We start from the raw sequence: 20843 nt of genomic DNA, 5'->3' as shown, positions 1-20843 counted from the left end.
GGCATGATGCCCGCGCGAGGGCAGAGTTGGAAAGCGCAGTCGCTGCTTTGCGAGCGAGACCGGGGCACCCGCGCCTCGGACGCCAGGCTGTGCGTGCGTTCCGGCATTGCAGCCTAGCCGGAGGGGACGCCGCAGCGACAGCGTCAGAGCTTGCTGCGCTGCTTGGCGGGGCTCCAATCGAGTACGACAGTGAGACGGGTGACTACGTTTGCCGAGACACGGTTCCGCAGCGCATCCTTCGGCCGGAGCGGCTGGAGCACATCATTGCAGGTACAGCCTCCCGCGCCCGGACGATCGGCTCCGAATACCATCTTGATCATGTTCCGCTGGCCGATGGCGATCGGGTGGTAGATGTCGGCGCCAATATCGGCGATTTCGGTCTCACCCTCGTGCACCGGCAGGTCGCGGTGGATCTGACTTGTTTCGAGCCTTCGCCTGCGGAGTTCGCGACACTGGAACGAAACCTCGCAAGCTTCTCCACTCTGGCCGGTGCCCGCGCACAGCGAGTGGCCCTGTGGAGCGAGCGGACCGATGGTCTCAAGTTCTATGTGAAGTCGGGGTCCGCCGACTCCTCTCTCGTTCCGATCTCGGGCGCCGACGAGGAGATCACTGTCCCAACAGATACACTCGATAATCTGCTCGATGACGCTCCGTACAAGCTTCTTAAGCTAGAGGCAGAGGGGGCGGAGCCTGAGATCCTCGAAGGGGCGCGCCGCGTCATCGGTCAGTTCGCCTTCGTTGCCGCAGATGTCGGTTTCGAGCGCGGCGTGAGGCAGGAGAGCACGTTGCCTCAGGTCGCCAACTTTCTCTACAGCCATGGCTTCGAGATCGTGGCGAACGGGCGGCGGCGGCACGTGATCCTCTTCCGAAACACCGAGGTGAGCCCATGAACGGCAAAATGCTCGCAGGCGGCCTGCTCGGCTTCGCCGTCCTCTTCGGCGCGGTTCTCTGGTGGTTCCAGATCTACGCCTACTACGAGGAAACCGAGGCCGAGAGCATCGCCGTGCAGGGGCGCGAGATCGCCGTCTCCGACTGGCGCGGCATCGACGCGACCACCTCGCCCAACAAGCTGCGCGCCTGCTTCACGGTGGAGCCCGCTGCCTTCGAGGGCGTGCCGCTCGCCTCCAACCCTGACCCGCTGCTCGCGCCGGGCTGGTTCGACTGCTTTGATGCGCGCGCCATCGCCGCGGATCTCGAAGCAGGGCGGGCCACCGCGTACCTCGCCGAGGACGAGACGCAGGCAGGCGCCGTCGACTACGAAATCCTTCGCATGATCGCCGTCTATCCGGACGGCCGCGCCTTCATGTGGCGCCACTACAGGGAAAGCTGATGCCCGACCTTCTGATCGAGCTGTTCTCCGAGGAAATTCCGGCGCGGATGCAGGGCAAGGCGTCCGACGACCTGCGCCGCCTGATGACCGATGGCCTCGTCGAGGCGGGTCTGACCTATGCGGGGGCTGCCGCCTTCGCCACGCCCCGCCGCCTGACGCTCGCCGTCGAGGGGCTGACGGCGGAGAGCCCGACGTTGCGTGAGGAGCGGAAGGGCCCCCGCGTCGACGCGCCGGAAAAGGCGCTGGAGGGCTTTCTGCGCTCCACCGGCCTTGCGAAGGACCAGCTCGAGATCCGCGACGACAAGAAGGGCCAGGTCTACTTCGCGACGATGGAGAAGCCGGGCCGCCCGGCCGCTGCGATCGTGGCCGAGGTGCTGGAGCAGACCGTCCGCAACTTTCCCTGGCCCAAGTCGATGCGCTGGGGCAGCGGCGCCCTGCGCTGGGTCCGCCCGCTCCAGTCGATCCTCGCGATCCTGACGACGGAGGAGGGCGCCGAGGTCGTGCCGCTCACCATCGACGGCTTCACCGCCGGCGACACCACCGAGGGCCATCGCTTCATGGCGCCGGGCCGCTTCGCGGTGACGTCGTTCGAGGATTACGCGGCGAAGCTGAAGCGTGCCCACGTGATCCTGGATCCGGAGGAGCGGGCCGAGGCGATCTGGTCGGAGGCGACCAACATGGCCTTCGCCCAAGGCCTCGAAGTGGTCGAGGACAAGGGCCTGCTGGCCGAGGTCGCGGGCCTCGTCGAGTGGCCGGTGGTGCTGATGGGCGGCATCGGGGCGGACTTCCTCGACCTGCCGCCCGAGGTGCTCCAGACCTCGATGAAGGAGCACCAGAAGTTCTTCTCGGTCCGCGAGCCCTCGGGCCGGATCGTGAAATACGTGACCGTCGCGAACCGGGAGACGGCGGATAACGGCGCCACGATCCTCGCGGGCAATGGCAAGGTGCTGGCGGCACGGCTGGCCGACGCCAAGTTCTTCTGGGAGAACGACCTGCGCACGGTGCGCGAAAAGGGGCTGGAGGGCATGGCCGCGCCGCTGGCCAACGTGACCTTCCACAACAAGCTGGGCTCCCAGGCCGAGCGGATCGAGCGCATCGCAGCGCTGGCGCGGGAGATCGCCCCGCTGGTGGGCGCGGATGCGGATCAGGCGGAGCAGGCGGCCCGTATCGCGAAGGCCGACCTCGCCTCCGAAATGGTCTACGAGTTTCCCGAGCTGCAGGGCCTGATGGGCCGCTACTACGCCGAGGCCGCAGAGCTGCCCCAGCCGGTCGCGAACGCGGCGGAGCAGCACTACTCCCCGCTGGGCCCAAGCGACGACGTTCCGACCGAGCCTGTCTCGGTCGTCGTGGCCCTCGCCGATAAGATCGACACGCTGACGGGCTTCTGGATTATCAGCGAGCAGCCCACTGGTTCAAAGGACCCGTATGCATTGAGGCGCGCTGCGCTTGGAGTGATCCGCCTATCCCTGGAAAGCAATTCTCGTCTGTCATTATCAGCACTGTTTAATAATGCTGATTGGGCCCATTTAATGCAGATTGGAGATCGAAATAATGAAATGATGGCGCAGCTTGAGGAGGATTTTTATAGAAAAACCGGATTTCCCATTGAGATAGACTCAGATCATGGTGTGGATGAATTCATCGCTCGACTTAATGCATCAGATGTCCGCCCACACGATCTCCTCTCCTTCTTCGCCGATCGCCTCAAGGTCCACCTGCGCTCCGAGGGTATCCGCCACGATGTGATCGACGCCTGTCTGCCGGAGAACTGGGATGGCGATATCGTGCTTCTCGTGAAACGGGTGCGGGCGCTGCAGGCCTTCCTCGACAGCGAGGACGGGGCCAACTTGCTGGCCGCGTACACCCGTGCCTCCAACATCGTGCGGGCCGAGGAGGCGAAGGATGGGGTGGAGTACACGCTCGATCCCAAGCCGGAGCTGGCCGAGACGGACAGCGAGAAGGCGCTCTTCACCGCCCTCGATGCCGCCGAGCCGAAGATCGCGGCGGCGCTGGAGGCGGAGGATTTCGAGGGGGCGATGTCGGCTCTGGCGGGTCTGCGCGGCCCGCTCGACACCTTCTTCGAGGAGACGCTGATCAATGCCGAGAACGCGCTGGTGCGCCGCAACCGGCTATGCCTCCTGAACCGGATCCGGGGGCTGTTTGCGCGGATCGCGGAGTTCGGGCGGCTCGAGGGGTAGGCCTCTCTGATCCCTTTACCCTCCCTAGCCTTTTCCCCCTCCCTAACCCTCCCCCGGTTCGGGGGAGGGGATGGTGTTGCGACACTTGCTGCCCGGTCCGGCGGCCGGGGGGGATCGTCAAACCCATCCGGCGCGACACAGCGTCCCGACTTTCCGGATGACCCGCCCCGCGCCGGGATTTAGTCTTGAGGACATGGACATGCCCGTCGACCACATCCGCCTGCACGAGGCGGGCGAGCTCGATCCGGCGCGCTGGGGCGCGCGCGGGGCGCGGCTGGCCACGCTCGCGCGGCTCGGCGTGCCGGTGCCGCGGGGCATGTTGCTGTCCACCGCCCTCGTCACCCGGATCACCGATATCGGGGCCGACAGGGTCTTTGCCGGGCAGATCGCGGGGCGCATTGCGGCGCTGGGGGACGACGTGCTCCTGTCCCTCCGCTCCTCCCCGCCGAAGCCGGAATGGGGTGGGCCCGAGGCGCTGCTCAATATCGGCGTGACCGATGCGCGCCTGCCCGCGATCACCCAGCGGGTCGGGCGGAAGGGCGCGCTGGAGCTCTATTTCCGCCTCATCGAGGGCTACGGCACGATGGTCGAGGGCCTCGATCCCGAGGATTTCGAGAACCTCGTCGCCGATCAGATGAAGGTCTGGTCCGTGGGCTCCGAAGGCGAGCTGCCGGCGGAGGCGCGGGCCGCCCTCGCCGACGAGGCGAAGGCGCTCTATGCCGACGAGACCGGGCACCCGTTCCCGCAGGAGCCTGCCGATCAGCTCTGCGCCGCGGTGGATGCCATGGCGCGCAACTGGAACAGCGTCTCCGCCCGCCTGCTGCGCCAGAGCCACGGGGCGGAGGAGGATGCGGGCCTCGCGCTCATCATGCAGCGCATGGCGCTGGGCGTGGGGCAGGGGGCCTGCGGGGCGGGCGTCGTCCACATGGTCGACGAACGCTCGGGCCTGCCGAGCGTGACCGGGCGTTGGCTGCCGCAGGCACAGGGTTATGACGCGCTGATGGGGCTGCGCACGCCGCATCTGATCACAACCGATGCCCGAAAGGCCGCGCGCCAGACCGCGCCCTCGCTTGAGGAGCAGGCGCCCGAGGCGCTGGCCGAGCTTCGCGAGCATTACACCACCGTCGCCAATGGCCTCGGCGACGCGCATGGCTTCGAGTTCACGGTGGAGGAGGGGCAGCTCTGGGTGCTCGACGCGATCCTGTCGCCCCGCTCGGCGCGGGCCACGGTGCGTATTGCGACCGACCTCGCCCGCTCCGGCGCGATCAGTCGGGAGGAGGCACTGCTGCGTGTCGAGCCGCGCACCCTGATCGAGCACCTGCATCCCCAGATCGACCCCGCCGCCCCGCGCGACGTGTTCGGTGCGGGCCTCCCGGCCTCGCCCGGGGCTGCCACGGGCCGCATCGTTTTCACGCCGGAGAACGCCGTGCAGGTACAGGCGCAGGGGGATGCGGCGATCCTCGTGCGGGTCGAGACCTCGCCGGAGGATATTCGCGGGATGCACTCGGCATCGGCCGTGCTGACCGTGCGCGGCGGCATGACGAGCCACGCGGCGGTGATCGCCCGCGGCCTCGGCCTGCCTTGCGTCGTCGGCGCCTCCGACCTGAGGCTCGATCTGCGGGCCAAGGCGATCGTGACGCAGGACGGGCGGACCTTCACCGAGGGCGCGCTCATCACCGTGGATGGCACGCGGGGCGAGGTTGTAGCCGGCGCCCCCGCCATGATCCCGCCGGAGTTGGACGGTGCGTTCGAGACGCTGATGAGCTGGGCCGACCAGGTGCGTACCATGGGCGTACGCGCGAACGCCGACACGCCGCAGGACGCGCGCACGGCGCGCTCTTTCGCGGTGGACGGGATCGGGCTCTGCCGGACGGAGCACATGTTCTTCCACGAGGACCGCATCACCGTGATGCGCAAGATGATCCTCGCCGACACGACCGAGGCCCGGCAGGCGGCCCTCGCGCAGCTCCTGCCGATGCAGCGCGATGATTTCGTGGAGCTTTTCGGTATCATGCGCGGCCTGCCGGTCACGATCCGCCTGCTCGACCCGCCGCTCCACGAGTTCCTGCCGCACAGCCGGGAGGAGATGATGGAGCTTGCGGAGGAGATGGACCTCTCCGTCCGCGAGGTGACCGAGCGCTCGAACGGGCTGTCGGAGTTCAACCCGATGCTCGGCAAGCGGGGCGTGCGCCTCGGCGTGACCATGCCCGAGATCTACGAGATGCAGGCCCGCGCGATCTTCGAGGCGGCGGCGATCGTGAACACCCAGAACCTCGAACAGGTGGTGCCCGAGATCATGATCCCGCTCGTCTCCGCCAACCGGGAGGTCGAGGTCGTGAAGGCCCGCGTCGACGACATCGCGGGGCAGGTCATGGCGGAGCGGGAGGTGAGCCTGACCTACCGCCTCGGCATCATGGTCGAGACCCCGCGGGCGGCGCTGCGTGCCGGGGATCTGGCGAAGAGCTGCGCCTTCTTCTCGTTCGGCACCAACGACCTCACGCAGATGACCTACGGGCTCAGCCGCGACGATGCGGGGCGGTTCATGCGCGACTACGTCAACCAGGGCGTCTTTGCCGAGGATCCGTTCCACTCGCTCGATATCGAGGGGGTGGGCGAGTTGCTGCTGCTTGCCGCGCGTCGCGGACGACGGACGCAGAAGGAGCTGATGCTCGGTCTTTGCGGTGAGCATGGTGGCGATCCGGGATCGATCCACTTCTGCAAGCTGGCGGGATTCGATTACGTTTCCTGCTCGCCGTTCCGGGCGCCGATCGCGCGACTCGCTGCCGCCCAGGCCTCCCTGATGACGCGCCATCCCGCGCTGCGGAGCCAGGACACCACCTCGGAAGACCCGGATTCCACGTGACGGAAGTCCCATGTAGCAAGGGCCGAACCGCAATATCGGCGGATCCCCGCCGATAATCTCCAGCCATGTGACTAGACATGCTTCAAATTCTGCATAAAACAGCCCGAATGTATTTCCGGGTGTTTGGGGGCTGACCGGCCCTGTTCGTGTACCCAACGATCCGTCACAACGGCTACGGTGATCATGAAGACCTCGAAACTGCTGCGAAGAATTCCGGCGATCTGCGGCCTGTTGGTTGCGTTTGCCGTTCCCGTTTCCGGGCAGACAAGCCTCGACGACCAGATCTCGCGTCAGATCACGCAGATGCTGGACCAGGAACGTGCCGTGCTGAGCGCGACCACGGCCGATCGCCTGCGCGAGCTCGGTGGCGCGGGCGGGACCCGTGTGTCCTCCGAAGGGGTGGAGCTGTTGCAGCTCACCAGTGCGGAGCGTGAAGGGCTCGTGCTCGACATGCAGAACGGCGTGAACGCCTTTGCCGAGCGCCGCCTCGTCGTGTTGGAGCCGATCGACCGCCGCCGCCTCGATGCGATGCCGACGGCGAGCGGCGATGCGCAGTGGGAGTGCCTGACCAAGGCGCTCTATTTCGAGGCTCGTGGCGAGACCATAGCCGGCCAGATCGCCGTGGCGGAGGTCATCCTCAACCGCGTGGATCACGCCCGCTATCCCGACTCGGTGTGTTCCGTGGTCAACCAGGGCGCTCATCGCCTGAACGCCTGCCAGTTCTCCTTCATGTGCGACGGGGAGCCGGAGGTGATGAGCGAGCGCCGCTCCTGGCTGCGCCTCGGCAAGCTCGCCCGCATCATGCTGGACGGCCGTCCGCGGATGCTGACGGGCGGAGCGACGCACTACCACGCAACCTGGGTGGACCCGGACTGGGCCAACCGGCTGGAGCGCACGGTCTGGATCGACGACCACAAGTTCTACCGCTTCCCCTGACGTCGAAGTGCGGAGAGTGGGCGGTCAGGCCATGTGCTGCATGACCGGATTTTCCTCTTAAGCTCCCCCAAGGCGCGGTTATCGCGCCGCCTGTTTTCACGCGCGAAAGCCACGGGGGCGCTCGGCAGAGGCTTGGGCAGGTATCGGCTTCGCCCTGTGCCCACCGCTGATCCGACCAGATCTGCCCTCGTTTGCGGAAAGACGGATGGTATAGGCATCGGCCATACCATCCGGGCGGGTGGGTGCCCGTAAGACTTCGCGACCCGCTTTGCCTCACCCGATCCTGACAGAGGGTGCTGCAGGAGCGTAGCCTATGCCTCCGCCTGCTCCTCTTCGGTCTTCGTGAGCTGCGTGTCGTGCAGGTGGCGGTAGAGCCCGTCGCGCGACAGGAGCTCCCGATGCGTGCCGCTCTCCGCCAACTGCCCGTCCGAGATCACGTGGACCAGATCCGCGTGCTGGATCGTGGACAGCCGGTGCGCGATGATGACGACGGTGCGCCCGGCCATCAGGCGGCCGATCGCCTCCATCACCTTGCGTTCGGAGACGTTGTCGAGCGCCGAGGTCGCCTCGTCCATCAGCAGGATCGGCGTGTCGGCGATCATCGCGCGGGCGATGGCGATGCGCTGGCGCTGGCCGCCGGACAGCCGCCCGCCGCCCTGGCCCACGGGCGTGTCGTAACCCTGTTCCTGCTCCAGAATGAACTCGTGCGCGTTCGCCCCGCGCGCGGCCGCCTCGATCTCCTCATCGGTCGCGTCCTGGCGGCCCATGCGGATGTTCTCGCGGATCGTGGTGTCGAAGAGGAACGGCTCCTGCCCGATCACCGCGATGTGGCGGCGCAGGTCCGAGACCGCGACCGGTGCGATGTCCTGCCCGTCGATCAGAACCTTGCCGGAGCTGGGGTTTCGCAAGCGGTTGAGCAGGCTCAGAATCGTCGTCTTGCCGGCACCTGATGGGCCCACAAGGGCCACCACCTTGCGCGGCGGCACCTCCAGGCTGAGACCGCGCAGCACCTCCGTCTCGCCAAGCGTCAGGCGCACGTCCTCCAGCCGGATCGCGCCTTCACCGATGTCGAGCGAGGTGCCTTCCTGCCGCTCCGTCTCGTCCGGTTCGGCATCGAGGACCTCATAGAGCCGCTCCACGCCGACCATCAGCTTCTGGTAGGTCACGTTGAACTGACCCAGACGCTTGGCGGGTTCATAGGCGAGCAGGAAGGCGGTGAGGAAGGAAAAGAGCGAGCCTGCGTCAAGCTCTCCCGCGCCGATCCGCCAGCCGCCATAGAGGATGATCCCGGCCAGCACGAAGCCGCCTAGCATGTCCATCGCGGGGGAGGTTATGTTCGAGAGCCGCGCCATCTTGTCATTGAGCTTGCGCACGCTGTCCACCGTGCTCTGCATCTCGTCGATGCTGCGCCCCTCCAGGCTGAAGGACTTCACCACGCGCGCACCCAGATAGGCCTCCTTCAACAGGTTCATCACGCGGCCTGCGATGTCGAACTCCCGCCGCGCGATCTTTGTGATGCGACGCATGATGAGCAGGATCAGCCCAATGGCGGGCGGTGCCACCACGAGGGCGAGGAAGGACATCAGCGGGTCCTGCACGATCATCACGACGGTGAGCGAGATCAGCGTCAGGATGTCCCGCCCCACGCTCGTCACCAGCATGTTGATCGACCGGCGTGCGGAGGAGACGCCGGTCTGAAAGCGCACGGTCAGGTTGCCGAGTTCCTGCCTGTCCATCCATCCGACCGATTGCGCTTGCATTTGCCGGAACATCGCCGACTGCAGTTTGGCGACGATCCGGTTGCCGATGCGCGCGAGGATCACGCCGGAGCCGTAAGTGGCGACCGCGCGGATGAAGAAGATCAATACGACGAAGAGCGCCACCGCGCCCACACGCCCGCTGGTGGGATCCACGAAGACGTCGTTGATGACGTCTTCGATGACATAGGCAAACAGCGCGGTCATCGCCGAGGAAATCAGGAGAAGTCCGAAGCCCGCAGCATAACCACGCCAGAACTGACGCGCATTCTCCGCCAGCAGACGCTTGGTCAGCACCCATTGGGACAGTTTTGGCGCAGGGTTCGTCATGCACGGTCCTTTCAGATCGCGGCTATGTAACCCCGTTCGCCGCCGAGCCCAAGCGTGAGGTCGCGTCAGACGGCCGCGCTTGACTCGACTCGATGAGAACAGAATATGAACATCATGAGTTTTCGCCTTCCAGACGGCGCCGGGCTCTTCCGCCTGAGCGCGCTGAAGCCCTCGCCTGCGGGGGCGTTTCCGTTCGGGCTGGGGCGTGAGGGCGTGCATGAGGTCGCAGCCGCGGGGCCCGGAGACATGACGGCGGCGCTGGGGTTTGCGCTCGCGGGGCTGGCGCAGGCCCGGCCCGCCAGCCTGATCTGGGTGACCGAGCGGACGCGCGCCCATGACCATGGTCCGGTGCGAGAGGATGTGGCCGCGGCCTTCCTCCGCCCGCGCCCGATCATCCTGCATGTGGGGGTGCGCCGCACGATCGACGTGCTCTGGACGGTGGAGGAGGCGTTGCGCGCCGATGGCGTCTCCCTAGTCCTTGCCGAACTGGCGGAGGCCGATTTCACCGCCACCCGCCGCCTGACCCTCGCCGCCCGCAAGCATGGCCGGCCCGCCGTGCTGCTGATGGACCAGCGGCGGGAGGGTGCGACGGCGGCGGAGGCGCGCTGGCGGGTGAAGGCGCTGCCCTCGGCGCCCAACCAATACGACCCGCAGGCGCCCGGCCGTCCGCGATGGGAGGCGGTGCTGGAGCGCGCCCGCAGCGCCCCCGGCGATGTCGGCCGGGTTTTCGCGTTGGAGTATGACGATGAAACGCTTTCTCTCGATCTGGTTCCCGGACTGGCCGCTGGACCGGCTGCGCCGCGCCCGGCGGCAAGCGTCCCCGAGCGCGAAGCCGGCTGAGACCCGCCGTCCCTTCGTGCTGGTCGAGCCGGGACCGAAGGGGCTGCTGGTCGCTGCCTCCAACGCTTCGGCCCGTGCGCAGGGGATCGGCGCGGGCCTGCGCTTCACCGATGCCCGCGCGCGCCTGCCGGAGCTCGCGCATGAGGAGATCGATCGGGAGGCCGACCGCGCCGCCCTCGACCGCCTCGCCGACTGGACGATCCGCTGGACGCCGCTCACCGCCCTCGACGGCGAGGACGGCCTGATGCTGGAGACGACGGGGTGCGACCACCTGCACGGTGGCGAGCGGGGGATGCTGGACCGGCTCGGGGCGGTGTTCGGGCGGATGGGGCTCACGCATCGCATGGGCCTCGCCGCCACGCCCGGGGCCGCTTCGGCGCTCGCCCGCGCGGCCCCCGGCACGATCCTCGACACCGGCGCGGAGCGGGCGGGCCTCGCCGAGCTGCTCACGACGGCCCTGCGCCTGAGCGGGGAGGCGGAGACGCTGCTGCGCCGCTTCGGCCTCACCCGCATCGGGCAGCTCTACGGGATCGAGCGCACGGCACTGGCCCGTCGCTTCCGGTCGGAGGAGGCCGCGGATGCGGTGCTGCTGCGGCTCGATCAGGCGCTGGGGCACCGCTCAGAGCCGCCCGACTGGATCCGCCCGGTCCCCGACCACGTCGCCCGCCTGCCGTGTCCGGAGCCACTTGGCTCGACGGAAGGGGTGGAGGAGGGGCTCGCCCGTCTCCTCGCCGATCTCTGTACGCAGCTTGCGGGGCAGGGGCTGGGTGCGCGCAGCTTCGTTTACCATGCGTTCCGCACAGACGGCACGGTGTCGAGCGTGGGCATCTCCGCCGCGCGGCCTGTGCGGGACCCGGCGCATCTTGCCCGGCTCTTCCGCGACCGGCTGGAGCGGATCGATCCGGGCTTCGGCATCGACCTGTTGATGCTGGAGGCGCACCGCACCGGCCCGATGTCCGACAGCACCGCCGCGCTGTCCACGGAGCTGGTCGGGGGTGAGGTGGACGAGGGTGCGCTCGCCCGCCTCGCCGACCGTATCACGGCGAAGTTCCGCGAGGGCGTCGTCACCGTTCGCCATCCGGTCGCGAGCCACCTGCCGGAACGCTCGGAGCGCAGCGCCCCCTTCGACGGCGCGATGCCCGTGCCGGGTGCCGGCCCCACTGGCCCGCGCCCCCTGCGCATGTTCGCCCATCCCGAGCCCGTGCAGGTCCTCGCCGAAGTGCCCGAGGGCCCGCCCATCCGCTTCGTCTGGCGCAAGCGCCCGCGCCGCGTGGTGCGCGCTGATGGACCGGAGCGGATTGCGCCGGAATGGTGGCGCGCGCTGACCCCGCCGCCGGGAGAGGCGACGCCAGACGGGGCAGGGCGTAAATGGCTCGCGCCGAAGCTCGACCCCCGCGCCGATGCGGAGTTCATCGCGAAGGTCCACGAAAAGCTCACCGCCCTCGATCCCGGCCGGGCGCCGCAGCCGCGCGCCCGCGACTACTACCGGGTGGAGGACGAGGACGGCCGCCGCTACTGGGTCTACCGCGACGGGCTTTACGATGACGGGCGGGGCGGCCCGCCGGAATGGTTCGTCCACGGGCTCTTCGCATGAGCGGGTATGCCGAGCTTGCGGTGACCACCAACTTCTCCTTCCTGCGCGGCGCCAGCCATGCGGAGGAGCTGGTGCTGCAGGCCAAGGAGATCGGGCTCGACACCATCGGCGTAGCCGACCGCAACACGCTCGCCGGGGTCGTTCGCGCCCATATCGCGGCCAAGGAGCACGGGGTGAAGCTGCTGGTCGGCGCGCGGCTCGACCTCACCGACGGGCCGAGCCTGATCTGCTATCCGACCGACCGCGCGGCCTATGGGCGGCTCTCGACGCTGCTCTCACATGGCAAGATGAACGCGCCGAAGGGGGAGTGCTACCTGACCCTCGCGGACGTGGCCGAGCATGCCGAGGGCCAGATCTTCATCGCGATCCCGCCCGATGATCTGGACGAGAGCTTCGCGCAGGTCCTCACCCGCCTCGCCACCCGCTGGCCCGGGCGGCTCTATCTGGCTGCCCGCTACGCCTATCGCGGCCGCGATCGGGAGCGGCTGGGTCGCCTTTCGGCCCTCGCCGCGCGCACTGGTGCGCCCATGGTGGCGGTCAATGACGTGCTCTACCACGCGCCCAACCGGCGGCCCTTGCAGGACGTGCTCACCGCGATCCGGGAGAAATGTACCGTCGCCGACGCGGGCTTCCGGCTGGAGGCCAATGCCGAGCGTCACCTGAAGTCGCCGCAGGAGATGGCTCGCCTCTTCCGCGGGTTCGAGGAGGCCGTCGCCCGCACGCGGGAGATCGCGGCGCGCTGCTCCTTCTCCCTCGACGAGCTCTCATACATCTATCCCGACGAGCCGGTGCCGCCGGGCCGCACGCCGCAGGAGCACCTCGTCGATCTCACCTGGCGCGGGGCGCGCTGGCGCTATCCCGGCGGCATACCGGACAAGGTCGCGGCCACCCTCGAAAAGGAACTGACCCTGATCGAGGAGCTCGGCTACGCGCCCTATTTTCTGACCGTGCATGACATCGTGCTCTGGGCCCGTGGGCGTGGCATCCTCTGCCAAGGGCGCGGCTCGGCGGCGAACTCGGCGATCTGCTACTGCCTCGCCATCACCTCCGTCGATCCGGACCGGGTGAACCTCCTCTTCGAACGGTTCCTCAGCAAGGAGCGGCGGGAGCCGCCCGATATCGACGTCGATTTCGAGCATGAGCGGCGGGAGGAGGTGATCCAGTACGTCTATCGCCGCTACGGCCGCCACCGTGCGGCGCTGACCGCCACCGTCATCTCCTACCGCGCCCGCTCCGCGGTGCGGGAGGTGTGCAAGGCGCTGGGTCTGACGGAGGACATTTCCTCGGCCCTGTCCGGTACGGTCTGGGGCCCCTTCGGCTCGGACGTGGAAGACGTGCGGGTGCGCCAGGCGGGCCTCGATCCGGAGAACCCGCTCCTGCGCCGTGCCCTGGTGCTCACCCGTCAGCTCATCGGCTTTCCGCGCCATCTGTCGCAGCATGTGGGCGGCTTCGTCCTCACAAAAGGCCCGCTGATCGAGACCGTGCCCATCGGCAACGCGGCCATGGACGACCGCACCTTCATCGAGTGGGACAAGGACGATATCGACGCGCTCGGCATCATGAAGGTCGATGTGCTTGCACTCGGCATGCTCACCTGCATCCGCAAGTGCTTCGAGATGATCGAGCGCGAGAAGGGGGAGAGCTATACGCTCGCTACCCTGCCGAAGCGGGACACGGCGACCTACGACATGCTGTGCAGGGGCGACTCCCTCGGCGTCTTCCAGGTGGAGAGCCGGGCGCAGATGAACATGCTGCCGCGCCTTCGGCCCCGGAAGTTCTACGACCTCGTCATCGAGGTCGCCATCGTGCGCCCCGGTCCGATCCAGGGCGACATGGTCCACCCCTATCTGCGCCGCCGCAACGGAGAGGAGGAGATCACCTATCCCGCGCCCGATCCGGAGCACGGACCGCCCGACGAGCTCGAAAACATCCTTGGCCGCACCCTGGGCGTCCCGCTCTTCCAGGAGCAGGCCATGCAGATCGCCATGGACGCCGCGAAGTTCACGCCGGAGGAGGCGAACGGCCTGCGCCGCGCCATGGCGACCTTCCGCAAGGTGGGCACGATCCAGAACTACGAGGCGATGATGGTCGAGCGCATGGTCGCCCGCGGCTACGAGCGCGAGTTCGCCCAACGCTGCTTCGACCAGGTGAAGGGCTTCGGCGAGTACGGCTTTCCGGAGAGCCACGCTGCCTCCTTCGCTTTGCTGGTCTACGTGTCGTCCTGGCTGAAATGCCATCATCCGGACGTGTTCTGCGCGGCACTGCTCAACAGTCAGCCCATGGGTTTCTACGCGCCGGCCCAGATCGTACGGGACGCGCGGGAGCACGGGGTGGAGGTCAGGCCCGCCGATGTGAACCATTCCGATTGGGACAACACGCTGGAGCCTTGTGAGGGCGGCTTTGCCGTCCGCCTCGGCCTGCGCCAGATCGGGGGCCTTGCCGAAGCGGAGGGGGAGGCGCTGATGGCCGCGCGCGGGCCGGGCTACGAGACGCCGGACGCGTTGAAGCGCCGCGCGCGGCTCACCCGCCGCTCGCTGGAGCTGCTGGCCGCGGCCGACGCCTTCCGCTCCATAGGTCTCGACCGCCGCGCCGCGCTCTGGGCCGTGCGGGGGGAGGCGGAGGGGCCGTCGCTGCCGCTCTTCGAGGCGGCGGACACGGCCGACCAGGGGGCGGAGGACGCGGTGCCGCTGCCCGAGATGCCGCCCTCGGAGCATGTCTTGCAGGACTACCAGACCACGCGCCTGTCGCTGAAGGCGCACCCGATGAGCTTTTTGCGCGCGCGCTACAGCGCGATGCGCGTCCTCTCCACCGCCGAGGCGACCGCCGCCCCGATCCGCCGCCGCGTCGCCACGGCGGGTGTGGTGCTTGTCCGGCAGCGTCCGGGCTCGGCCAGCGGCGTGGTCTTCGTGACCATCGAGGACGAGACCGGCATCGCCAATCTCGTCATCTGGCCCCGCGTCATGGAACGCTTCCGCCCCGTCGTCATGGGCGCGCGCATCGTGATGCTGCGGGGCTATGTCCAGCGGGCGGAGAACGTAACCCACATCGTCGTGGACCACATCACCGACCGCACCGCCGACCTGAAGCTGCTGACCGAGGACGCGCAGCGCCATCCGCTGGAGCAGACCCTCGCCAATGCCGACGAGGTGCGCCGCCCGGTCCCCGAAAACCGCCATCGCCATCCGCGCAATGTCCGCATCATCCCCTCGAGTAGGGACTTTCACTAACGCGACCCGGCCCCCTCACCGCGCTAACGTGGCCCTGATGCGCGACCTCCGCGACCATGGTACGCTTGCCACCCGAGGCGGCTTGCCGCACCATCGACTGCGGACAACAGGAGACATGGCCATGACCAGCATCCCTGCCACGACGCCGCTTCCGCAGATCCGTTCGCTCACCCGCGAGGACGTGACCGCCTCGCTGAAGGCCGGGTTGAACGATTTCCAGCGCGCGCCGGTCTACGGGCTCTTCTTCGGGGCGGTGTTCTCGGTCGTGGGCATCGCGATCACCTGGGCGCTGTTCCTGGGTGACGCGAGCTACTGGATCCTGCCCTTCGCCGCCGGCTTCCCGCTGATCGGCCCCTTCGCCGCCGTCGGCCTCTACGAGGTCTCCCGTCGGCTGGAGGCGGGGGAGGAGCTGTCCTGGGGGCCGATCCTCAAGGCGGGCTTTCGCCAGAACAACTCGCAACTGCCGTTCTTCGCGGTGCTGACCGTCTTCGGCTTCCTGTTCTGGATCGTGCTCGCGCGGGTGATCTTCGCCATTTCCTTCGGGACGGCGACGATGACCAACGTGATGACCTCGCTCGACGTCTATTTCACGGCGCAGGGCCTGACCATGCTGGTGGTCGGCACGGTGATCGGGGCGGCGCTGGCGGCCCTTCTCTTCTCGATCTCCGTGGTCGGGGTCCCGATGCTGATGGACCGGGACATCGACGTGGTCACCGCCATGATCAGCAGCGTGAAGGCCGTGGTCGAGAACCGCGAGGCGATGATCTTCTGGGGCCTCATGGTGGCCATCGCGGTCTTCATCGCGATGCTGCCGCTGTTCCTCGGGATGGTGCTCGTGTTCCCGATCCTTGGCCATGCCTCCTGGCACATCTACCGCAAGGCGGTCGAGCCCGCGTCGTGAGGCCTGGCGGCGGCGCTGTTATGCGCCGCCGAGATAGTGCTGCACCTCGGGCTCGCCGCGCGTGAGCGCCTTTACCCGGTCCTGCACCGCGCGATCCGCCTCGCTCACCCGCTCGTGGTGGCGCAGGTGTTCGAGCCATGAGCTCTCGTACCAGGTCTCCACGAAGCGTTCGGGGCTGGCCGCGTCCTGCAGCAGCGTCCAGCCATAGCCACCGCCGCGCCGCCGGGCGTGGGCCATCTCCGTCATCAGGTCGCGGAAGGCGGCGTGATCGCCCTCGGCCACATCGTAGGTGATCTGGATCATGACCGGCCCGCGCTCCTCCGCATTCTCCGCCGCCACGATGGGCTCCGGCCAGTGCATCGAGGGCGCAAGGTCGAGCTCCGCCCCCTGTCCCAGCTTCGCCCGCCAGGTGAGCGGGATCAGCGCCACCGCGCCCGCCGCGGCGATCAGCAGTGCCGTGGGGATCCCCGCCATGCTCGCCACCTGACCCCAGACGAGGCTGCCCGCCGACATCGCGCCGAAGAACACGGTGAGGAAGATCGAGAGCCCGCGCGCCCGCACCCAGTCGGGCAGGGCGGTCTGGGCCGAGACGTGGAGGCTCGACAGAACCGCGATCCAGCTCACCCCCGCCAGCGCCGAGGCGACGGCTGCGACCACCGAGTTCGGGACCACGGCGAAGGCCGCGAGCACCAGCGCCGTGCCGAGCGTCCCCGCCGCCACGGTCCGGTCGGCACCGAGCGCCTTGCGGATCGCGGGCAGGATCAGGGCGCCACCCACGGCACCCGCGCCGACGGCCGCAAGCAGGATGCCGTAGAGCGTCGGCCCGCCCGCCAGCACCTCCCGCGCGATCAGCGGCAGCATCGCCCAGTAGGCCGAGGCGAAGGCGAAGAAGGCGGCGGCCCGCACCAGCGTCGCCTTCAGCGGCCCGCTGTTCATCGCGTAGCGTAGCCCGGCCCGGATTGCGCCGGTCACATGCTCCGGCGGCAGGCGGCGGGCAGGCTCCGCGGGTGGGGTCCACCACAGAAGGGCGGCCACGATCACCACGAAGCTCACGGCGTTCACCGCGAAGGGCGACCAGATGCCGAGCGCCACGATCAGGAAACCCGCCAGCGCCGGCCCGATCGCCCGGCTCACGTTGATGCCCATGGAGTTCAGCGCGATGGCCGAGGGTAGCTCGGGCCGTGGCACCAGTTTCGGCACGATCGCCTGCCAGGCCGGCGCCAGAAACGCCGCCCCGGTGCCGAGCAGGAAGGTGAAGACGAGCAGCAGGAGCGGCGTCATCGCCCCTGCCGCCACGGTGAGCGCGAGCAGGGTGGTCACGACGCCGAGCGCAACGTTGACCACCAGCAGCATCCGCCGCCGGTCCACGATGTCGGCCACCGCCCCGGCCAGCAGCGCGAAAAGGAAGACCGGCAGCGTGGTCGCCGCCTGCACCCCGGCGACGACCAGCGGCGAGGGCGAGAGCTCGGTCATCAGCCAGCCCGCACCAACATCGTTCATCCAGGTCCCGACATTGGACACGACCGTGGCCACCCACAGCACCGCGAACGGAGCATGGGCGAAGGGTGCCCATGCTCCCGGTGCGGCGGCCGGGGACTTTGCCTGCGTCTCGCTCACCATCGCTTCACCCCTTTAGCTGGAGCCCCAGGCGGCGACCGCCGCGGGGTTCTCCTCCATCCAGCTCTGCGCCGCCTCGCGCGGCGACAGGCCATCGACGTTCACGCGGCGGTCCATCTCGGTCACCACATCGACCGGCAGGCGGATCGCCTCGAGCAGGGCCAGCGTCTCCGCATCGACCGTGTCGCGCAGGCTCTCATGCCCGATCAGCCAGGCGGTGTCGGGATCGCCATAGGCGTTCTGCGGCTCGTCGAGCGCGCGGATGTCGTGGGCCGCGTTCACCCATTGCGGTTGCCAGAGCGGGAAGACCACCCACTCCTCGTTCCGCACGGCGGTCTCGAACGTGCCGATCCAGTTGGCGGGCGGTGCGGCCTCCAGCGTGTAACCGGCACTGCCGAGATCGTACGCCTCCATCACCCGCCGTCCGCCGGTGGTCAGGCCCGTCGCCTCGGGCAGGCTGATGATGGTGTCGGGCATCCGCTCGGCCACTTCGGGACGCGCGAGATCCTCGATAGACGAGACCATGTCCTCCGGCACGTAGGACGGCACCACCCAGAAGAAGCGCGCCTCCTCGTAGATCGGCGCGATCTGGAAGGTCACGTCCTCCACCGGCTCGTAAAGGGCCGCATGTCCGCCCGGCAGCCAGGCCGCGGCGAGCAGGTCGACCTCGCCCGCGCCGAGCATCGGGAAGATCTCGGAATGGCTTCCCTCGATCACCTCGACGGTGTAGCCGCGCTCCTCCAGCACCTCCTGCACGACGCCGCCGACGACGGCGTAGAAGCTCAGGCCGACCTGGCCGAGCGTGACCGTGCGGTCCTGCGCCGGAGCGGCGGTGGCGAGACCTGCGGCCATCAGGGTTGCGATCGTGTACTTCATCTTCACTCTCCTCACTCTTGCTGGACGGGGACGATCCTGCGCCCCCGCCCAACCATCTGGGGGCTCAGACGTCCTTCGTCTCGGCACGAACTGTTTCCGCGGCGAAGCTCTTGCCCTGCAGGCAGTGATCCGCGGCCTGAGACAGCGTCATCTGGCTGCGCGCCCAGGACACGAGGCTCTCCCCCGCCAGCATGCCGAGCAGCCCCAGGAGAGCGATGACCGGCGGCGCGGGCGAGCGGGTGTTGAGGAGAGCGTATAGCCCGCCCACCAGCAGCCCGACCGCAAGGGAGATCGCGTAGGGTTTCCAATCCATTGTCGCCTCCTTCATGCCGTAAGAGGGGGCGTTGAGGGCTTCCCTGAACGACTTGAGGTTGATGATCGGGATCGCGCCGTTCCGCGCGATCCCGGGGCCACCGGACCCGATCGGGACCCGGGGACCTGTGCTGTCAGGTCGTAGGGCCTACTCCGCGGCCGGCTTGATCGCTGCGGCCACGGGGTCGAGCCGCTTGCCGCCGGCAAAGCGCGCGGGCGCCTTGTGGACGTGGGTGTAGGCGTAGTCGACGCCCATCCCGTAGGCCCCGCCATGCTCGCGGATGATGTCCATCAGGCCGTCATAGGTATCGCGCCGCGCCCAGTCACGCTGCCATTCCAGCATCGTCTGGATCGTGGTCATCGGCACGACGCCGCCATGGGCCATCCGGTTCATCGCCGTGTCATGCGCCTCGGGCGAGGTATCACCGGACGCATCGGCCACCATGTAGATCTCGTAGCCGCCCTCCTGCATGGCGGAGAAGGCGAACATGTTGTTGCAGATGCCCGTCCACAGGCCCGAGACGATGACCTTCTTGCGGCCCGCGGCCTCCAGCGCGTCGCGCACCTTCTGGTCGTCCCAGGAGTTCATCGAGGTCCGCTCCAGGATGTCGTGATCGGGAAAGACCTCCAGCAGCTCCGGATATGTGTTGCCCGAGAAGCTGTCGGTCTCCACCGTCGTGACGGTTGTCGGGATGCCGAAGAGCTTCGCCGCCTTGGCCAGCGCCACCGTGTTGTTCTTCAGCGTCTGCCGGTCGATGGAGGCAACGCCGAAGGCCATCTGCGGCTGGTGGTCGATGAAGATGATCTGGCTGTTGTCCGGCGTCAGAAGATCGATATTCGCAGTCATGGTCATGCTCCTTCCCTCTGGATCGTCGCGGCACCTGCCGCGTGGCCTTTCCATCGGATCGCGGCACCTTGCAGGGACGTGATCCGGGCGACGAAGCCGGGGCATGCCTTGCAAATCGGTGCCGTCGGTTTCGTTGCGGTTGAGATGAGGAGCATCGTGGCGCACGGCTTCCATCCATGCGCGGCGCTTTTCATGTTCGTGCGATTTTCGAACCCACGCGCCTTGCCCCGCGCGCCGGGCAGGGCAACATGAGCGGCATGGCACAGGAACCAGCACAGGACGAGCGCGAGATGGCGGGGCGGTTTCGGCTGCGTGCCGCCGCCTCTCGCCGCATCGATTTCAGCGGGCCGCCGGTCACGAAGCTGCCGGAATGGGGCGGCGTGGCGGGCGATGACGGCGTGCGCTTCATCCTGCACCCGCCCATCGATTTCGAGCTTGCCTACTGCATCCCGCATTACTTCGTCTTCACCCCGTTCGCCCGCGCCGTGGCCGACGTCTCGATCGGCGACGGGACCGTGCGGCGGCGAAGCTGGGCTGCGGGCTCGGCCTTCGTCGTCCCGCCCGAGACGCTGGTGCGCGCCCGGATGGAGGACGCGGTCGAGTTCCTCTGCATGACCGTCGAGCCCGAGCGGGCCGAGGCAGTGATCGGCGCCGCCGCCCGTGGCCGGCGCTGGGCGCCGCAGGTGATCGAGGAGTTCGCCGATAGCGGCTTCGCAGCCCTTCAGCAGGAGGTGCGCCGCTCGCTCCTGGGCGATCCGCTGGTCGAGCCCGCCTATCTGGGCGCGCTGGCCGATGCGATGATGGCGCGGCTCGCCTGCGCCTTTCTCGGCCAGGCCATCGGGCGGGAGGTGAAGGAGGCGCTCTCCCCGCACCTGCTCCACCGCATCCTGCGCCATGTCGACGACCAGTTGTGCGAGAAGATCGCGGTGGAGGACCTCGCCGCCGAGGCCGGGCTCAGCCGCTCGCACTTCTCCCGCGCGTTCCAGGCTGCCACCGGCGAGGCGCCGCGCGATTTCATCATCGGGCGGCGGCTCAGCAAGGCGCGGGATCTGCTTGCACAGACCGATCTGGGCATCGCGGAGATCGCTGTTCAGACGGGGTTTTCGAGCCAGGCCCACCTCTCGACCGCCTTCAAGAAGCGCCTCGGGCTGAGCCCCGCCCGCTACCGCGCCGCCTTCCGCTGAAATCCTGCCGCCAGCCCCTTGCGTCGGCGCG

15 protein-coding genes are annotated in these 20843 nt (G+C 68.4%); 10 read left to right on the top strand and 5 right to left on the bottom strand.

Annotated elements, in window-relative coordinates:
- Positions 1-89 precede the first annotated feature (89 nt).
- From I0K15_RS03390 to I0K15_RS03370, 5 genes are all read left to right on the top strand, one after another.
- Positions 90-890, top strand: coding sequence for an FkbM family methyltransferase (locus tag I0K15_RS03390; RefSeq protein ID WP_196104027.1), 801 nt, complete (start codon positions 90-92; stop codon positions 888-890).
- Positions 887-1330 (top strand): DUF6446 family protein, encoded by a 444-nt coding sequence (locus I0K15_RS03385; RefSeq protein ID WP_196104026.1) that lies wholly within the window; start codon positions 887-889, stop codon positions 1328-1330. Before I0K15_RS03390 ends, I0K15_RS03385 begins: the two co-directional genes overlap by 4 nt.
- Positions 1330-3528, top strand: a complete 2199-nt coding sequence (gene glyS, locus I0K15_RS03380) for a glycine--tRNA ligase subunit beta (RefSeq protein ID WP_196104025.1) — start codon at positions 1330-1332, stop codon at positions 3526-3528. Before I0K15_RS03385 ends, glyS begins: the two co-directional genes overlap by 1 nt.
- 199 nt (positions 3529-3727) lie before the next feature.
- Positions 3728-6391 (top strand): pyruvate, phosphate dikinase, encoded by a 2664-nt coding sequence (gene ppdK / locus I0K15_RS03375; protein WP_230374272.1) that lies wholly within the window; start codon positions 3728-3730, stop codon positions 6389-6391.
- Between the two features lie 183 nt (positions 6392-6574).
- A complete protein-coding gene (locus tag I0K15_RS03370; RefSeq protein ID WP_230374271.1) occupies positions 6575-7327 on the top strand; it encodes a cell wall hydrolase in 753 nt (250 codons plus the stop codon).
- 311 nt (positions 7328-7638) lie between these two features.
- On the opposite strand, the gene I0K15_RS03365 is transcribed toward I0K15_RS03370, so the two are convergent.
- Positions 7639-9414: an ABC transporter ATP-binding protein gene (locus tag I0K15_RS03365; protein WP_196104023.1), complete on the bottom strand. Its 1776-nt coding sequence runs from the start codon at positions 9412-9414 to the stop codon at positions 7639-7641.
- A 114-nt stretch (positions 9415-9528) separates the two neighbouring features.
- Between I0K15_RS03365 and I0K15_RS03360 the strand changes: the two genes are divergently transcribed.
- The 4 genes from I0K15_RS03360 (at position 9529) to I0K15_RS03345 (ending at position 15976) form a co-directional block, all read left to right on the top strand.
- Positions 9529-10254: an ImuA family protein gene (locus I0K15_RS03360; protein ID WP_196104022.1), complete on the top strand. Its 726-nt coding sequence runs from the start codon at positions 9529-9531 to the stop codon at positions 10252-10254.
- Complete coding sequence (locus I0K15_RS03355; RefSeq protein WP_230374270.1) at positions 10160-11848, top strand: Y-family DNA polymerase; 1689 nt, start codon at positions 10160-10162, stop codon at positions 11846-11848. Before I0K15_RS03360 ends, I0K15_RS03355 begins: the two co-directional genes overlap by 95 nt.
- Positions 11845-15075: an error-prone DNA polymerase gene (locus I0K15_RS03350; protein ID WP_196104021.1), complete on the top strand. Its 3231-nt coding sequence runs from the start codon at positions 11845-11847 to the stop codon at positions 15073-15075. The genes I0K15_RS03355 and I0K15_RS03350 overlap by 4 nt, the downstream gene beginning before the upstream one ends.
- Positions 15076-15196: 121 nt before the next feature.
- Positions 15197-15976, top strand: a complete 780-nt coding sequence (locus I0K15_RS03345) for a DUF2189 domain-containing protein (protein WP_196104020.1) — start codon at positions 15197-15199, stop codon at positions 15974-15976.
- A gap of 18 nt (positions 15977-15994) precedes the next feature.
- Here I0K15_RS03345 and I0K15_RS03340 read toward each other — a convergent pair whose 3' ends face one another.
- The 4 genes from I0K15_RS03340 to I0K15_RS03325 form a co-directional block, all read right to left on the bottom strand.
- Positions 15995-17593, bottom strand: a complete 1599-nt coding sequence (locus tag I0K15_RS03340; protein ID WP_230374269.1) for an MFS transporter — start codon at positions 17591-17593, stop codon at positions 15995-15997.
- 15 nt (positions 17594-17608) lie between these two features.
- The gene (locus I0K15_RS03335) at positions 17609-18469 is read right to left on the bottom strand and encodes a glycine betaine ABC transporter substrate-binding protein (protein WP_196104018.1); all 861 of its coding nucleotides are present in this window, start codon (positions 18467-18469) and stop codon (positions 17609-17611) included.
- Positions 18470-18533: 64 nt separating this feature from the next.
- Entirely contained in the window at positions 18534-18782 is a 249-nt protein-coding gene (locus I0K15_RS03330; RefSeq protein WP_196104017.1) for a DUF1427 family protein, read from the bottom strand.
- A gap of 147 nt (positions 18783-18929) precedes the next feature.
- Positions 18930-19628 (bottom strand): hydrolase, encoded by a 699-nt coding sequence (locus I0K15_RS03325; RefSeq protein ID WP_230374268.1) that lies wholly within the window; start codon positions 19626-19628, stop codon positions 18930-18932.
- A gap of 257 nt (positions 19629-19885) precedes the next feature.
- On the opposite strand from I0K15_RS03325, the gene I0K15_RS03320 reads away from it, so the two are divergent.
- Complete coding sequence (locus tag I0K15_RS03320; protein ID WP_196104015.1) at positions 19886-20812, top strand: helix-turn-helix domain-containing protein; 927 nt, start codon at positions 19886-19888, stop codon at positions 20810-20812.
- Positions 20813-20843: the final 31 nt, after the last annotated feature.

Source organism: Pontivivens ytuae (genome assembly GCF_015679265.1).
Classification (GTDB): domain Bacteria; phylum Pseudomonadota; class Alphaproteobacteria; order Rhodobacterales; family Rhodobacteraceae; genus Pontivivens; species Pontivivens ytuae.
Note: the sequence above shows the minus strand (reverse complement) of the source record. Positions and strands in the feature narration are given on the sequence as shown.

Bases quoted from the DNA above. Each gene is read 5' to 3' on its own strand.
- I0K15_RS03385 (WP_196104026.1), top strand. From the start codon at position 887: ATGAACGGCAAAATGCTCGCAGGCGGCCTGCTCGGCTTCGCCGTCCTC.
- glyS (WP_196104025.1), top strand. From the start codon at position 1,330: ATGCCCGACCTTCTGATCGAGCTGTTCTCCGAGGAAATTCCGGCGCGG.
- ppdK (WP_230374272.1), top strand. From the start codon at position 3,728: ATGCCCGTCGACCACATCCGCCTGCACGAGGCGGGCGAGCTCGATCCG.
- I0K15_RS03370 (WP_230374271.1), top strand. From the start codon at position 6,575: ATGAAGACCTCGAAACTGCTGCGAAGAATTCCGGCGATCTGCGGCCTG.
- I0K15_RS03365 (WP_196104023.1), bottom strand. From the start codon at position 9,414: ATGACGAACCCTGCGCCAAAACTGTCCCAATGGGTGCTGACCAAGCGT.
- I0K15_RS03360 (WP_196104022.1), top strand. From the start codon at position 9,529: ATGAGTTTTCGCCTTCCAGACGGCGCCGGGCTCTTCCGCCTGAGCGCG.
- I0K15_RS03355 (WP_230374270.1), top strand. From the start codon at position 10,160: ATGAAACGCTTTCTCTCGATCTGGTTCCCGGACTGGCCGCTGGACCGG.
- I0K15_RS03350 (WP_196104021.1), top strand. From the start codon at position 11,845: ATGAGCGGGTATGCCGAGCTTGCGGTGACCACCAACTTCTCCTTCCTG.
- I0K15_RS03345 (WP_196104020.1), top strand. From the start codon at position 15,197: ATGACCAGCATCCCTGCCACGACGCCGCTTCCGCAGATCCGTTCGCTC.
- I0K15_RS03335 (WP_196104018.1), bottom strand. From the start codon at position 18,469: ATGAAGTACACGATCGCAACCCTGATGGCCGCAGGTCTCGCCACCGCC.
- I0K15_RS03330 (WP_196104017.1), bottom strand. From the start codon at position 18,782: ATGGATTGGAAACCCTACGCGATCTCCCTTGCGGTCGGGCTGCTGGTG.
- I0K15_RS03325 (WP_230374268.1), bottom strand. From the start codon at position 19,628: ATGACTGCGAATATCGATCTTCTGACGCCGGACAACAGCCAGATCATC.
- I0K15_RS03320 (WP_196104015.1), top strand. From the start codon at position 19,886: ATGGCACAGGAACCAGCACAGGACGAGCGCGAGATGGCGGGGCGGTTT.